We start from the raw sequence: 13,583 nt of genomic DNA, 5'->3' as shown, positions 1-13,583 counted from the left end.
CCCGACCACGCGACAGCCCGGCACTCGAAGGCAATACCGGTGGCCCCCGCAGGCAATACTCAGTGGCCCCTAAACACTCAAATACTCACCGGTACTAGTGGGACTTCTCAATCGACGACACATTTTGTTCGGAAAAAGTCCTGCCATATAAACACGAAACCCATACTCTGTTAGATTCGGTTGGGGGTCCCACCGGTGACCGGACGTTCTTTCTGGAGGCGTCGCCCGCTTTATGTGAATACCTGGTTTTACAGGCAAAGGTCCAAGGAGGACACTCAATGACTGATAATTCGCTGAACAAGACTGAGCTCGTTGCGAAGGTTGCAGCCGATTCAGGACAGAGCCAAGTCGCAGTCGATGGCATTCTGAATGCTTTCTTTGCAACCGTCGCTGAGGCCGTAAAGAACGATAGCAAGGTCACTATCCCGGGATGGCTCGCGGTCGAGCGCACGGCAACTGCGGCGCGCACCGGTCGTAATCCGCAGACGGGTGAAGAGATCACCATCGCTGCGGGTTACCGCGTCAAGCTCACTGCCGGAAGCAAGCTCAAAGCAGCCGCCAAATAAGTTTCTGCTCGAAGCACTGCCAGTAAGCGTCGACGTGATCGACGCTCTACATGTCTCACTGAACGGTGTTGGGTTTGACCATGACGCGCTCTAACGCTCAGAATATTTATGAGAGGACGCGCCGCATCTGATTCCTGTGCAGAACGGATACGTCGACTCACCATAAGTATCGTTGTGAAAAGCGGCGCTAACGAAAGTTTTCTCGTGACGCCTAAGGTCAGCGTTGACAGTTATTTTCAGCATCAATCCCAAAATGATCTCCCGCTATGGATATGATACTGGCATCATGCAGCCCGTGCTGTTTCAGCAGGGAGCGATTATCTTGACTTGTCGTTACGGATGAGCCTGATGCGAGACTGTCGTGCCAACGTCGGGCCGTCCTCTGTATCCATCACGCAACACGAATCGCGTACCCGGAGGTCACGTCGCCCACTCGTGTTCTTGACGCCAACAAACGCGCGAGAACCGAAACGCACGACGTTGGTAGCGGCAACGAATTCACAAGCGACCCTATCTACACGCAAGCGCTGACGGATCGGCCACGCTACCAGGCGCACCAGCTAGAGCCCTGCCTGCATGCCACGTGCGCGCTCATGGCCGTTTCACGGCGTACGTCATACTCACATGTGCGTCTTCGGCCCTACTCCTTTTGCTTGGAAACGCCAGTTGTCGCAGGTTATGGTGCCAAGCCGAGTTGTTCGCGCATGCCCTGTTGGTCGCTGCTACCCCACCGCTCGACAAGTTTCCCGTTCTCAAACCGGCTAATTTGCATGCCACGAACAGACATCCTTTTACCGCTAGCGGCGTGGCCCATGAGAGGGCCTTGGTGGGTGCCGGTGAGGGTATAAGCGAATGCGACGTCGGTATCGTTGGCGACGAGACGCTCAACTGCGATGTGCAGGTCTGGAAAAGCGGCAATCATCTCGCCAAAGAACGCTTTGTAACCCTCAGGACCAGGGCCTTGTCCAGGGGCAGGGTCGTTATCGACTGCGTCTTTTGCCACGAGGTTGTCGAGAAGGTCGAGTTTTCCGCTGTTCACGGCGTCACCAAACTTCTGCTGGGCTGCGATATTCATTTCTTGACTCATGTGTTTACTCTCTTCCTAAGCATTTATCGCGGATGGGTTTGTGTGGGCCACGGGTGATCATATGTCTACAATTATTGGAATAAAAAGGCCGATCTGACCGCGTCCGCTATCGAACACATGTCTAGGGTGGTTAACTACGTGACGCGGCACAGGGCACAGGGCACAGGGCACAAATTCCGACGCCGAGCACTCACCGTGGCGATACTCGTTAATGAACTGGGTAAATGACCCACTAAAAAGGTAGCGGCAGGGGAACTGTGCGGTCTGGTTCTCCCTGCCGCGTGCGCCAAAACTTGAACCATTGGGGTCGGGTCAAATGGGACGCTCCATGTTGGCCTATTCGGGCTTCAGTATCACCTTCGTCCACCCGTCGGTGCGGTCGCCGAAGTTCTTATAGGCATCCGCGGCGTCGCTGAGAGGAATCTCGTGGGAAACGATCCATGATGGCTTGGCCTTGCCCACGGCAATTAGCTCGCGTAATTGTCGATTGTATTTCTTTACTGGGCATTGGCCGCTGCCAATGTTTTGGCCTTTGAGCCATTGCAGGCCGTAGTCAATGGCAATCTTGCCCTGCTTGGCGTTCTCGTCGATGCCGCCGGGATCTGCGGGCAGGAAAACGCCAACAACACCAATTCCCCCGGTGATACGAACGGACTGAATCAGCCGGTTGAGAGTCATGGCGGGATCTTCGGTGCCTTGTGGGTCGTGGGCCTGATAGCCCACGCATTCACAACCCCGGTCCGCGCCGATCCCCTGGGTTTCGTCCAAAACGAATTGAACCGGGTCCGTCTTTGAGTCATCAACGGCGATTGCACCGATCTGCTCGGCGAGGGCCAGCCGGTCTGGGCGTCGATCCACAACCCAGACTTTACTCGCGCCTTTTATCATCGCAGACAGGGCTGCCATCAGCCCGACCGGACCCGCACCGTAAATCACCACTGTGTCACCGGGCATGACGCCAGCCATCTCAGTAGCGTGATAGCCCGTAGGGAAGATATCCGAAAGCATCACGTAATCGTTCTGCTTTTCTACGGCGTCTTCGCCCAAACGCAAGCAGTTGTTATCGCCGTAGGGCACACGCAACATTTGCGCCTGCCCGCCAGGATACGGACCCATACCAGCGAAGCCGTAGGCGGCGCCCGCGCCGACCGGATCTGACTGAGTGATCATGCAATAGTTAGTGAAACCTCGTTCGCAATTCTTGCAAAACCCGCAAGAAATATTGAACGGCAGCACGACGCGTTCGCCGACTTTTACCTTGTCGACGCCGTTACCGATCTCGATGACCTCGCCCATATTTTCGTGGCCAAACGTGCGTCCAGTTTCGAAATTGGTGCGTCCCTCGTACATGTGCAAATCTGAACCGCAAATATTCGTGGCTGTGATGCGTACGAGAACGTCAGTGGGACGTTCAATCGTGGCATCTGGAACGTCTTCAACGTTGACCTCGTTGGGGCCCTTATAAACGACTGCCTTCATTTTTTCTCTCCCTGGTTTTCATGACCGTAAACATGAACGGTCCGTTTTCACTTTCGGAGGTATACAAATTTTAATGCCCGGGCAACCTCAAGCTGCCCGCTAGTTGTGCATGTCTCGTGTCTACCACTGTTCCGTGTACACCACCTCACCACCGCAATTATCGCGACGCCCACACCGGACATCACAGGCCAGTACCCGTCTTGTACGAAGCGACCAGCAGTGTGCAGGCCGGATCAAGAGAAATTGACTGGGCCGAAAATCCTCATCACAAAAAAGCAAAAACTCAGAGGACATTCCCCGGCCTCAAGGACCACTGCACCCGCACCAAAATTCTGACAAATGTGCCGATCGGCGGGGCCATACGGTTTGCTTTCACAGAACATGTTCTCGCGATGGCCGACGGACTTGGAGATAATTTCGCGACCGAGAGAGTCAGTATTTTCCAAACCGGTTACCACGTGTTGTGATGTCACGCACCCGGCCGGCGCCGTGGCGAACTTTGCTGTGAGATGTCCGGGCCATCACGAGTCGTGAGCCGGTCTTCCAGCAGCGTCAGGCCTGCACATCTCCGCGCCATCCGACATCGCCGAATCCCTTCGCCTCGATGAACTCCTTAAAGTTCGTGAGGTCTTTCTTGATGGCGTGGTCGTCCAGGCTGAGAGCGGCTCCAGCTTTCTCAAGCAGCCCTTTGGCCTCCCAATCAAGCTGAACCGTCACACGCGTCTCGTTCGCGGCCAACTTATGGAATGTGACAACTCCCGCGTGGTCGACTTGGCCGCCAGTGCTGTTCCAGGCAACACGCTCGTCAGGGTGCTGCTCAGCTATCCGAGCCTCAAACGTGCGCTCCACTCCGCCGATTTTAACCGTCCACTCGGTGAGAGTGTCGGTTACTTGCGTGATGGATTCAACAAAACTGAGAAACTTTGGAAACTCCTCGAATTTTGTCCACTGGTTGTACGCGACGGTAACGGGAACGTTGACATCGACAGTCTCGATGGCGTTGGGCATGATGACCTCCTAATGCGAATTCAACGGATGAAATAGTTTCTGCAACCCCATTCACCGTACCGAAGGCTTATCCAAGGTCAACCCGGGTAAGGAAAAACTTGCAGGAACGAGAAGGTACCTGCGCGCGGAACCGCAACAGTGGCCATCCGGTCGATGCCGAGGAACGAGCAGCGACAGGGAAGGCTCCTACACCGAAGCTAGGTCACCGTCTTCACCGAAGCCTGGTGCTCATAAAGACTGTCCGTCTCGACGCTGACACTTCCCCGATCGGTCAGGTCCAGTTCTATTAACTTCGAACTGCAACATTCATTAGTGACCGTGAAGTTCAACTCGCCGCACAACTCCTGTCCACTAATCGGGGACAAGGCCAGATGAAGTAGCCGACGTACTACCGGGCGTGCTCTGCACCAAAACCCTGGCTATCGTCGCCCACGGCGGCGGCCACGACCGCGACCGCGATTGCCGTGAACATAATGACCCATGCGTAGGATTCGTTGGGGCTAAACAAACGTTTATGTGGATCGTCTCGAATCGTGCACGGTGATCTCCGCGACCCAAATGGCGATGACTTCAGTGAAGTCGTCTAAGAACTTTCGTTCACTGCCGCGCGTGGCAGAAAGTGGCAACGCCCGCGGGTGATCGGAACCATTCATCGGATCAAGCACAGGAGTGATCGCGGTCATGCGCTCACCAGCCCGGTGGATCCGGACTCTGCCCTTGATGCCAGATGCGTGACCACATCACGAAGCGCTGTGAAGGTGGTCCAGCGAAAACCGCCGCCGATTTCCATCACTTCGAAACTCTCGTTTCGTTGTTCTACGCAGCCGAGGAGTCCATCAAAATTGCCGACACGAGGCTCGCGACGCACGAGCCAGCCATAGGCCGAAACCTGGGTGATTGACATGCAGTGACTCCAGCAATAGTTCGCGGCGTCTTCGTTGGAATCGACAGGAGTCGTGTTCTTGGATCCGTCATCGGTGCGTGGATAAAGCTGATTATCAAGCATTTATGCTCCTCGGATCGCTACGGATAAACCGCTGCCGAGGGCTAGAGCAACAATTTGACCCTACGTCGGAGATGCCTGTGAGTCAATGGTCGTCATCATCAAGGAACGGCCATTTCGCCGTGCCGGGTTCAGACGTGTGAGCCGGCTTCGCCTTTCGCCCCGACGTGGCTTCCCAAATCGATGCTACGGTCGATAACTGCGGTGGCCGCGGTGGTGAGTGTGAGGTTGTGGTCGCGCGCATATTTTCGCAAAGCTGCGAATGCTTCGTCCATCGTCAGCTCAGCGCTTTCCGATACAACACCCTTGGCTTGCTCGATCAGAATGCGGGAGTTAAGGGCTCGTTGTAACTGCGCTGCGACGAGAGTTTTCTCTCTGCTTCCTCGTTCCTGCAGGAGTCCGATGGTGGCGACGTCGGCCAAGGCCTGCGCAACAGCGACATCGGCGGCGACCAGGTCACCCACGTGGATGCTAAACATGTTCAAGGCCCCCAGCACTCGGCCTCGAAGACGCATTGGCGTCGCATGCACGGATTTGAAACCCTGTCGCATCGCTTCAAGACGGAAGGCAGGCCACCGATCCCCGGAACGTTCGATATCGCCAACGGTCACCGGTTTTCCGGTCGTAAAGCATTCGACACACGGTCCGGCGCCCGCGTTCAGTTGCATCACCTCTATGACAGTCGTTTCTTCACTGGTGGATGCCACTAGCTGTAGCTCGCCCGAACTATCGAGGAGCATGAGACCCGCGGCTTGGGTGTCGAGAATTTCCGAACATTGTTCCACGAGGTTTTGGAGAAGGTCAACGACGTCAAAATCGTCCGTGAGGGTGTCGGCTAGTTTAACGAACGCTCTATTCAGCTTCGCCTCACGCGTGAAGTCAGCCATGGCTTGCTCCTTTCTCAAAAGTGAAATTATTCGGGGAGAGATCTGAAATTCAAGTGCCTACTGACGACGTCGCGGGCGACGTCTTGAACGGTTCGACCGTTGGCAAAAGCGTGGGCCTGCAGGCGCGAATAAGCGACCGTACCAGTGGTATCCAGTTGAACAAGGATCATCCCTGTTGCCTGATGAACCTCGCGCCTCATCGCCGGGGTCACAATCGACTCTCCAGCGCCCTCATTTTCGGCACCCGCGATGGCGTGGCGCACGGCAACATCCGTCAAGGCCGACGCCAGAGTCACTGCGATCTCCATGTGCCGCGGGCTCAAGGCGCCTGCAGTTCGCCGGTATAACCCGACGGTGCCGACAGTGACTGCTCCCATAAGCAACGGGAACGAGAAGAGCGCGCCCACGTAGAGCGAACCGATCGAAGCTGCAAAAATCGGCCAGGAATCATGGGTGCCTGTAGAAACATCCGGCACGAGCGTCGGAACACCAGTTTTGAGCGTGGCCCACTGCGGGCCTTCGCCAAGATCGAACTGCAATTCATCGATACACGCCGCGACCGCATCACTCGAGCAGATAGTGGATTGACCGCCCCTCGGACCGAAAACGGCAATTGACACACCGGTGACACCAAGGTCGTCTAAAAACGGTAAGCACAAATCCGTGGGTTCAGCAACCACGAAATCGTTCTTGCTGTCGTGCATCACGTCGTCCGGACGTCGAGGCGCGAGGCTAGGAGTTTTGAAAACCAAGTCATTGCGTCCTCCCTCAGAGATTACACGCCTTATGCGGGACAATGCGATTAGGGTACTCTAACGCGCAGAAACGGCCCAAGAGACAGGTCAGAAACGTCGGGTGCGGACTCAGTGATCTTCGAGGACACCGTGATCTTCGAGGACACCGTCGCCCGGCTGAACACCGTCACGCAGTTCGTCGCGCGGATCCGCCGCGTCGGCTAAGCCTCTGTCATGAGCCACGAACCTTTTGGGGTTCGGGCGGGCTTCTAATCAAGTCACGTCGAGGGTCACAGGCCGGCCCCGACACGATGCAGGAAGCGGACAAGTCGGTCCCAAGACACATCCCGGAGAACGGTCAGAGGCTTAGTGAGTCACACTCCTGCAAGCATCAAGACCAGCCTGCCAGCCGATAACCAGACCAGCCAATAACCATTACAGAGGCTTAGCTTCGCCCGCGGATTACAGTCGTCGGTTCTCGGCGCTGACCATCCATGCGTGCTGCTCCAGCTTCTCGATGAAAAGGTGCAGAATATCGGCGCTGGTGGGATCTTCGTCATCGACCTCATCGTGCACGACCCTCATGTTTTCCACCGTGAGGTTCAGGCGTTCCGTGATGAGGTTGACCGCGTCTGTGGTGAGGACCTCGCCAGCGGGAAAGGCCGGCAGGTGTGCGGTCGCGGCGACGGTTTCAATGCGTCCGTCGGGCTCCACGTTGAGGGCGCGTAGGCGTTCGGCCAATTGATCAGAGAATTCACGTACGTCATCGACGATTTCGTCGAGTTGCAGGTGGAGGTCGCGAAAATTCGGTCCAACAGTGTTCCAATGCGCCTGCTTGCCTTGCAGGTGCAGCGCAATAAGGTCGACGAGAACGGACTGCAAGTTCGTGCGGAGTGCCTCGGAGGCGTGCATGGTGTCCTTTCATGGGGCACGTATAGAGCTCAAAATGTGATGCCACCGCGCCTGCCACTATCGCGGTTATGCGGGTTTCAACGAACGTTTTAGGCTGTTCAAGGCCCCTTTCGATGATAAGGCCATCAACTCAAAGGCTGCGCCGAGCTGTACTGCCCAAGCAATACCTCTGACCCGTCGAGAGGAGAACTCACAAGAGGGAAACTTCATCACGGCAATCTCGTCGAGAGTTCCCTCCTGAGTAAAAAATTCACCTTCAAGGACAAAAAAGCCGCGAACGGGAGCTCGGTATCGATGAAACCACTCGATGCCTTCGGCGGTGACGTTCACGAACCGTATTGAGACCGTGCAGACCGAGGGAAGAACAATGCGTTCCGCCTACTCGGTATTCCGGGTGATACGGACGCAACAGTATCCGTCTCTCGGCGCAAATTGGACCTTGCGTGCGCGTTCATCCGCACCTTCCGCGACCCCAACCAGTAGGGCTAGGTTGGCCGCGCAGATGGTTTCGGTGTGACTCTTTGTAAGCTGGTGGAACGGGCAGTTGTGAAGAAGCAGTCCGCCGTCACCATCGTCCTGAGGTTCATATCCGGTTGACTGCAGCACCACGTTCAATGAGCCGGCACTCATTCCCAACGTTCGACCGTGTTCCACACACACCCGAGTGAGCGACTCCTGGGCGGGCTTGCCTGTGAGATTGGATTGCTCAATGGCAGAGACCAACAGCTCTGCGGCCAGAGCGTAGTGTCGGCCCGGAACGGACACGACGATTTCGTTGATCGCACGCCGGTACAGCTTGGCCGGCCGTCCAGCGCCAGGACCAGTTCGGCCCGTGCGGCGCTGGAATTCGGTGTCCAACAGCCCGCATCGAGCAAGTCTCTCCAAGTGAAACGCGACCGTCCCGCGCGGAATACCGAGCGCCTCGGCCGCCTCATCACGGCCCATCGGCGTGGCACTTTGAGAGACGAGATCGAACAAAGTTCGGCGTAGCGGGTCGCTAAGCGACGCGATAGCGGAGATGTCGTCCGGCCGTGATTGTTCGTTCATAGTGATAATCGTAACTCTAAAACAAAGTATCTTGACAAAAGAAACGAAAGGCTCCTAAAGTTGGGCTACGAAGCTCGCCAGCAGACCAGTAAAGAGGAAACATGCCGGATTCTCAGAGTTATGTCATCGTCGGAGCAGGGCTCGCTGGTGCGTCCGCTGCCAGGGCGCTGCGAGAAGAGGGCTTCACCGGGCCGATCCAACTGATCGGCGCCGAGGCGCACCGGCCCTATATCCGACCGCCCCTTTCGAAGGATTACCTCAGCGGATCCAGCGACCGAGACTCTGTATTCGTTGATCCCAAGGATTGGTACGCGGAGCATAATGTTGAGTTGTTCCTCAGTACTTCTGTCGCCAGCGTTGATGCTGCTCACCAGCTCATTCATACTGACGCCGGTGAGGCCTTCGCATACGGAAAGTTGCTACTCAGCACTGGCTCGTCTCCTCGCCGCCTGTCGATTCCTGGGGCAGACCTCGAAGGAGTGCACTACCTGCGTACCCTGGAAGACTCCGACATCTTGCGTCCTCTACTTGCAGGCGGAAGTTTGCGTCTCGTCCTAATCGGCTCAGGCTGGATTGGCATGGAGGTGGCTGCGACGGCACGCACCCTAGGAAATGACGTGACGATTCTCGAACGCGACCCAATCCCGCTGGCGAACGCGCTCGGCGACGAGCTCGGCCAGATGTTCGCCGATCTCCACGAACAAAACGGCGTCATCCTGCGGCGCTCGGTGTCCGTTGAAAGCGTTCTCGGACAGGACGGGCGCGCTAGCGCTGTACGACTCGAAAGCGGAGAGGTCATTCCCGCGGACCTCGTCCTGGTCGGCATTGGTGCCACGCCCAATGTTGCGCTGGCCGATTCAGCGGGGCTCACGATCGATAATGGCATCTCAGTTGATGCGTCGCTTCGAACGAGCGACCCAGCAATCTACGCGGCGGGTGACGTTGCCAATGCTTACCATCCCCTGGCGAAGTTGCGACTGCGCAGCGAACACTGGGCCAATGCTTTGAATGGCGGGAAGGCCGCGGCCCGGTCGATGCTCGGCCAGAAGGTGTCCTTCGACGACATCCCCTACTTCTACACCGACCAGTTCGACGTCGGAATGGAGTACTCCGGATTCGGGCCCCTGACCCGGGGAGCTGACGTGGTGTATCGAGGCGACCGGGCTGGCCGCGAATTCATCGCCTTCTGGGTCGCGGGTGAAAAAGTTGTTGCTGGCATGAACGTGAATGTCTGGGATGTCAACGAAGCCGTGCAAGGCATCATCCGGCGCGGCAACCAAGTCGATCGCGCCAGGCTCACGGATGCCGATGTACCCCTGGAATCGCTGTAATCATGGCCNGTCTGGTGTCACGTTTGAAGTCGAAACGACCGTCCCGACCAAGCACGGCACTTTCCAGTTCCGCGCCTACCGCGACCTCGTCACCGGCAGCGAACATCTCGCCGTCGTGTCCGGCGCACCAACCGATGGCTGCCTCGTTCGTGTGCACTCCGAATGTCTGACAGGTGAGGTCTTCGAATCTCAGAAATGTGAATGCGGCCCCCAACTCGACTCCGCCCTCGACACAATCAATAAGTATGGCGGTGTCGTGATCTACATGCGTGGCCACGAGGGCCGCGGCATCGGACTCGTCAACAAACTCAAGGCCTACCGACTGCAAGAAGCCGGCTTAGACACGCTCGATGCGAACCTCGCGCTCGGCCTCCCCGCAGACAGCCGTGACTACTCTGCCGCGGCTGCTATCCTCTACGACCTCCGACTTCACGCCGTGCGCCTCCTCACCAACAACCCCGACAAGGTCGACCAGCTCACCCGGCACGGGATCACCGTCCTCGAGCGCGTACCACTTACCGCGGGTGCACATCCGGCCAACTCCGCATATCTACGCACCAAACATGACCGCATGGGACACCTCCTGCAACACGCCCTCTGATCCTGATGTGCGAAACCCCGCCGGACATCGTCTACTCACCACCCGGGTGGTCAATAAGTCCCAAACAATTTCACACGGACACTGACCCAGTCACCGATCGAATCCGAATGGTGACCGAAACGCTCTACCAAGAACTCATCGACGCCAAGACCACCACGCACATCGACGCCGCTCGGTTCGAACGCTCCGATGGCCGCGCCTGAGGAGGTCTGTGCCGCGGTGCGAGGTGACGGTCCAGGCAGTGGATAGCACGATGAATTTCGTTGAACCCGCCTGCTCGTTGAGTGCGGTGGCGTGGGTCCAAATGAAGATCCATGTTTTTGCCATGGCTTTGTCGGCCGACAACAGGTTTGCACACTTATAAAGGCAGATTGCATACGTGTTGGCGACGAAGGCGTCATACAAGGAGCCGAAGGCGAGAGCGTCACCCGTGGCCACTCGTTCGAGAAGCAGATGACCGCCGATACTGCCCGCCGGGGAACGCGGCTCCGTGTCGGCGGCGGTCACGGCACGGGCCCGGATGATCGAATGACAAATGTAGACAAGGCACTCCCTAGACATGATGAGTGAATCCGCTGACAGGGTCTAGGGCAGCTCTAAAAATCTATGTGACCTAAATGGGGTGTGTCAAGGCCTCGGTTTTAGGATCTGCGCGGCATCAATAATTCCTGTTGTTTTGGCTCGTGCGCTGATTTCTGAACGCACTGTTGCCGGGCTCGCCGCGGCTCGTGCACGCGGACGTACCGGTGGGCGGCCGTTCAAGATGACGCCAGCCAAAATCCGCCTGGCTATGGCGGCGATGGGTCAGAACGAGACGATAGTAAGCGACCTCTGCAAAGAGCTCGGCATCACTCGGCAGACCCTGTACCGCCATGTCTCCCCATCGGGGGAGCTGAGACCAGATGGTGCGAAGCTTTTCTCCAGATAGAGCAAATTGTGGCCGATCTGAAAAAAGAGCAGACTGATAATGGCTAGCGCGACATTGCGCCGCGGGCCGAAGGGATACATTCAATGAAGGTAACCGCTGCTGTCGCTCTCGCCAAGGGCGAGCCACTTGTGATTCAGGAGCTCATTCTCGATGCGCCTCGCGCCACGGAGGTTCAGGTGCGTATGGTCGCTTCGGGTGTCTGTCACACTGATGCCATCGTGCGTGATCAGCTGTATCCCACCCCTCTGCCCGCAGTGCTCGGCCATGAAGGTGCTGGGATCGTCGAGGCTATTGGGGAGGGCGTGACGAGTGTCGAAGTGGGCGACCATGTGCTTCTTAGCTTTTCCAGTTGTGGGGTGTGTTCTTCCTGTGTCTCTGGGCATCCCTCGTACTGCATCCATCTCTACGACCTTGATTTCGGTGGTGCCCGTCCCGATGGTTCGACCGCGTTCACTGCTGACGATGGCACACCCGTCTCCTCGCATTTCTTTGGTCAGTCGTCGTTTGCTTCGGTCAGTAACGTCGCCGAGCGCAGCGTTGTGAAGATTTCCAAGGATGCGCCGTTGGAGCTTATGGGGCCGCTTGGTTGCGGTATTCAGACCGGGGCGGGCGCTGTGCTCAACGTTCTCCGGCCAGAAGCTGGCAGTAGCATCGCCATCTTTGGGTCCGGAGCGGTGGGGATGTCCGGCCTTCTCGCTGCTGTCGTTGCTAACGCCACGACGATCATCGCCGTCGACATCGTCGAAAGCCGGCTCGAGTTCGCAAAGACGCTTGGTGCCACCCACACCATTAACAGCAAGGACGAGGACGCCGTCGCGCGGATTCGTGAAATCACCAGTGGCGGGGTGAACTACGCCCTCGATACGACTGGCAACAAATTCGTTTTCGCCCAGATGACTAAATGCCTCGGTGTCCTTGGACACGGTGCCCTCGTCGGTGCGGCAGCGCCTGGCACCGAGGCACCGATCGACATCGGCAGTCTGCTGCTCAGCGGGCTCAAGATCAGCATGGTGATCGAGGGCGACTCCGTGCCGCAAACCTTCATCCCTCAGCTGATCTCGCTTTACGAAGCTGGCGTGTTCCCGTTTGACAAGCTTGTCAAGAAGTATGACTTCGCTGATATTAACGCGGCCTTTGCTGATAGCGAGAGCGGCGTGACGCTCAAGCCGGTCGTCATTTTCTAGATCTACGTGTGGTGCCTGTCCTGACCATTCGCGGCAAGCGACACCGGCTGATGACCGGCTGGTGCAGCGGATTCCTGCTGCACCAGTCCACTTCTTTACCGACGATCCGAACCGGCCCGTTTCTTCCAGCCCGCACCAAGTTTGCAAATGTTGTTACATCAGCTTGTACGGATGGACAGGCAGCCGGCCGTGATTGAGTGAAAAAGACTTCACGTGTGTTTGAAAGCAGACACCGGCGACCAAGGCGAATGCTGGGGGCGGTTTCACAGTAGCGCTGCGACCTTATGCGTGGTGGCTTGGCCGGTGTTCGGAAGGCGAGCATGCTCTGGGTTGAACTGGGGCAGTGATGCTCGGACACCGGAGACACCGGAGACACCGGAGACACCGGAGACACCGGAGACACCGTTGTCTCCGTATAGGTCGTCGCGCCGGACGCTAGCGGCGAGGATATCGATCCGGTGTCGGTCGGTGGACAGTTATCGTGTGGACGCGCGCGTAACCGATCAGTTTCGTCATTTCTGCTCCGGGGGTGTCTCATAACTAACGGTGAACACCACAGTTCAAGCATGTGGTTATGCGACGTGGTTATGAGAATCGGCGAGTCGCCAGATTCCAGCGATTTTGAAGAGACGCAGGTCCCGGCGGTGAGACGTCTTGTATCTGTAGGGATACAAGACAGTGGGCTCCTCAGGTAGAGAGTAGAAGTGGTGGCTTATCGTCATCGATCGCCTGTTAACGCCGACTGAAAATAGGGCCAGTATCGCCGACTGAAAACAGGGCCACCAGCCACTATGGAGGGTGATCAATATGGATGAT

The 13,583-nt window shown here is 57.2% G+C and carries 14 protein-coding genes and 3 pseudogenes; 7 read left to right on the top strand and 10 right to left on the bottom strand.

What is annotated here, in order from left to right:
• The first annotated feature begins 278 nt into the window (after nucleotides 1-278).
• The gene (locus tag CXY80_RS01275; protein WP_104131294.1) at nucleotides 279-566 is read left to right on the top strand and encodes an HU family DNA-binding protein; all 288 of its coding nucleotides are present in this window, start codon (nucleotides 279-281) and stop codon (nucleotides 564-566) included.
• Nucleotides 567-1,242: 676 nt separating this feature from the next.
• On the opposite strand, the gene CXY80_RS01270 is transcribed toward CXY80_RS01275, so the two are convergent.
• Nucleotides 1,243-1,653 (bottom strand): ester cyclase, encoded by a 411-nt coding sequence (locus CXY80_RS01270; RefSeq protein WP_104131293.1) that lies wholly within the window; start codon nucleotides 1,651-1,653, stop codon nucleotides 1,243-1,245.
• 90 nt (nucleotides 1,654-1,743) lie between these two features.
• On the opposite strand from CXY80_RS01270, the pseudogene CXY80_RS20600 reads away from it, so the two are divergent.
• Nucleotides 1,744-1,881 (top strand): annotated as a pseudogene (locus CXY80_RS20600) (hypothetical protein); the annotation flags it as partial.
• A gap of 108 nt (nucleotides 1,882-1,989) precedes the next feature.
• Here CXY80_RS20600 and CXY80_RS01265 read toward each other — a convergent pair.
• Nucleotides 1,990-3,132 (bottom strand): glutathione-independent formaldehyde dehydrogenase, encoded by a 1,143-nt coding sequence (locus tag CXY80_RS01265; RefSeq protein ID WP_104131292.1) that lies wholly within the window; start codon nucleotides 3,130-3,132, stop codon nucleotides 1,990-1,992.
• 200 nt (nucleotides 3,133-3,332) lie between these two features.
• On the opposite strand from CXY80_RS01265, the gene CXY80_RS19000 reads away from it, so the two are divergent.
• Nucleotides 3,333-3,599 carry a hypothetical protein gene (locus tag CXY80_RS19000; RefSeq protein WP_146070618.1) on the top strand — a complete coding sequence of 89 codons (267 nt, stop codon included), beginning with the start codon at nucleotides 3,333-3,335 and terminating at the stop codon, nucleotides 3,597-3,599.
• Between the two features lie 85 nt (nucleotides 3,600-3,684).
• Here CXY80_RS19000 and CXY80_RS01260 read toward each other — a convergent pair whose 3' ends face one another.
• The 8 genes from CXY80_RS01260 to CXY80_RS01235 all read right to left on the bottom strand — a co-directional run bounded on the left by CXY80_RS01260 (nucleotide 3,685) and on the right by CXY80_RS01235 (nucleotide 8,723).
• On the bottom strand, nucleotides 3,685-4,140 hold the full coding sequence (locus CXY80_RS01260) for an SRPBCC family protein (RefSeq protein ID WP_104131291.1): 456 nt from the start codon (nucleotides 4,138-4,140) through the stop codon (nucleotides 3,685-3,687).
• 512 nt (nucleotides 4,141-4,652) lie between these two features.
• A complete protein-coding gene (locus tag CXY80_RS19315) occupies nucleotides 4,653-4,823 on the bottom strand; it encodes a hypothetical protein (RefSeq protein WP_158251512.1) in 171 nt (56 codons plus the stop codon).
• A complete protein-coding gene (locus CXY80_RS01255) occupies nucleotides 4,820-5,146 on the bottom strand; it encodes a hypothetical protein (protein ID WP_104081006.1) in 327 nt (108 codons plus the stop codon). Before CXY80_RS01255 ends, CXY80_RS19315 begins: the two co-directional genes overlap by 4 nt.
• 128 nt (nucleotides 5,147-5,274) lie before the next feature.
• Nucleotides 5,275-6,030, bottom strand: a complete 756-nt coding sequence (locus CXY80_RS01250; RefSeq protein ID WP_104131290.1) for a GAF and ANTAR domain-containing protein — start codon at nucleotides 6,028-6,030, stop codon at nucleotides 5,275-5,277.
• Nucleotides 6,031-6,056: 26 nt separating this feature from the next.
• Nucleotides 6,057-6,734 carry a GAF and ANTAR domain-containing protein gene (locus CXY80_RS01245; protein WP_146070617.1) on the bottom strand — a complete coding sequence of 226 codons (678 nt, stop codon included), beginning with the start codon at nucleotides 6,732-6,734 and terminating at the stop codon, nucleotides 6,057-6,059.
• Between the two features lie 492 nt (nucleotides 6,735-7,226).
• A complete protein-coding gene (locus CXY80_RS01240; RefSeq protein ID WP_104131288.1) occupies nucleotides 7,227-7,676 on the bottom strand; it encodes a Dps family protein in 450 nt (149 codons plus the stop codon).
• A gap of 66 nt (nucleotides 7,677-7,742) precedes the next feature.
• Entirely contained in the window at nucleotides 7,743-8,006 is a 264-nt protein-coding gene (locus CXY80_RS18995) for a hypothetical protein (RefSeq protein ID WP_146070616.1), read from the bottom strand.
• Between the two features lie 48 nt (nucleotides 8,007-8,054).
• Nucleotides 8,055-8,723: a metalloregulator ArsR/SmtB family transcription factor gene (locus CXY80_RS01235; protein WP_104131287.1), complete on the bottom strand. Its 669-nt coding sequence runs from the start codon at nucleotides 8,721-8,723 to the stop codon at nucleotides 8,055-8,057.
• Nucleotides 8,724-8,824: 101 nt separating this feature from the next.
• Here CXY80_RS01235 and CXY80_RS01230 point away from each other — a divergent pair, with 101 nt between their 5' ends.
• The 4 genes and pseudogenes from CXY80_RS01230 (at nucleotide 8,825) to CXY80_RS01215 (ending at nucleotide 12,767) form a co-directional block, all read left to right on the top strand.
• Nucleotides 8,825-10,054 carry an NAD(P)/FAD-dependent oxidoreductase gene (locus CXY80_RS01230; RefSeq protein WP_104131286.1) on the top strand — a complete coding sequence of 410 codons (1,230 nt, stop codon included), beginning with the start codon at nucleotides 8,825-8,827 and terminating at the stop codon, nucleotides 10,052-10,054.
• A gap of 10 nt (nucleotides 10,055-10,064) precedes the next feature.
• Nucleotides 10,065-10,655, top strand: a pseudogene (gene ribA / locus CXY80_RS01225) (GTP cyclohydrolase II); the annotation flags it as partial.
• 682 nt (nucleotides 10,656-11,337) lie between these two features.
• Nucleotides 11,338-11,583, top strand: a pseudogene (locus CXY80_RS01220) (helix-turn-helix domain-containing protein); the annotation flags it as partial.
• A gap of 128 nt (nucleotides 11,584-11,711) precedes the next feature.
• The gene (locus CXY80_RS01215; RefSeq protein WP_304466166.1) at nucleotides 11,712-12,767 is read left to right on the top strand and encodes an NAD(P)-dependent alcohol dehydrogenase; all 1,056 of its coding nucleotides are present in this window, start codon (nucleotides 11,712-11,714) and stop codon (nucleotides 12,765-12,767) included.
• Nucleotides 12,768-13,583: the final 816 nt, after the last annotated feature.

The organism is Cryobacterium sp. M91 (assembly GCF_002929615.1).
Lineage (GTDB): Bacteria > Actinomycetota > Actinomycetes > Actinomycetales > Microbacteriaceae > Cryobacterium > Cryobacterium levicorallinum.
Note: the sequence above shows the minus strand (reverse complement) of the source record. Positions and strands in the feature narration are given on the sequence as shown.

What these genes read in the sequence shown, in the direction of transcription:
- CXY80_RS01235 (WP_104131287.1), bottom strand. Translation starts at nt 8,723, where the DNA reads ATGAACGAACAATCACGGCCGGACGACATCTCCGCTATCGCGTCGCTT.
- CXY80_RS01270 (WP_104131293.1), bottom strand. Translation starts at nt 1,653, where the DNA reads ATGAGTCAAGAAATGAATATCGCAGCCCAGCAGAAGTTTGGTGACGCC.
- CXY80_RS01230 (WP_104131286.1), top strand. Translation starts at nt 8,825, where the DNA reads ATGCCGGATTCTCAGAGTTATGTCATCGTCGGAGCAGGGCTCGCTGGT.
- CXY80_RS01245 (WP_146070617.1), bottom strand. Translation starts at nt 6,734, where the DNA reads ATGCACGACAGCAAGAACGATTTCGTGGTTGCTGAACCCACGGATTTG.
- CXY80_RS01265 (WP_104131292.1), bottom strand. Translation starts at nt 3,132, where the DNA reads ATGAAGGCAGTCGTTTATAAGGGCCCCAACGAGGTCAACGTTGAAGAC.
- CXY80_RS01260 (WP_104131291.1), bottom strand. Translation starts at nt 4,140, where the DNA reads ATGCCCAACGCCATCGAGACTGTCGATGTCAACGTTCCCGTTACCGTC.
- CXY80_RS01250 (WP_104131290.1), bottom strand. Translation starts at nt 6,030, where the DNA reads ATGGCTGACTTCACGCGTGAGGCGAAGCTGAATAGAGCGTTCGTTAAA.
- CXY80_RS01275 (WP_104131294.1), top strand. Translation starts at nt 279, where the DNA reads ATGACTGATAATTCGCTGAACAAGACTGAGCTCGTTGCGAAGGTTGCA.
- CXY80_RS01255 (WP_104081006.1), bottom strand. Translation starts at nt 5,146, where the DNA reads ATGCTTGATAATCAGCTTTATCCACGCACCGATGACGGATCCAAGAAC.
- CXY80_RS01240 (WP_104131288.1), bottom strand. Translation starts at nt 7,676, where the DNA reads ATGCACGCCTCCGAGGCACTCCGCACGAACTTGCAGTCCGTTCTCGTC.
- CXY80_RS19315 (WP_158251512.1), bottom strand. Translation starts at nt 4,823, where the DNA reads ATGACCGCGATCACTCCTGTGCTTGATCCGATGAATGGTTCCGATCAC.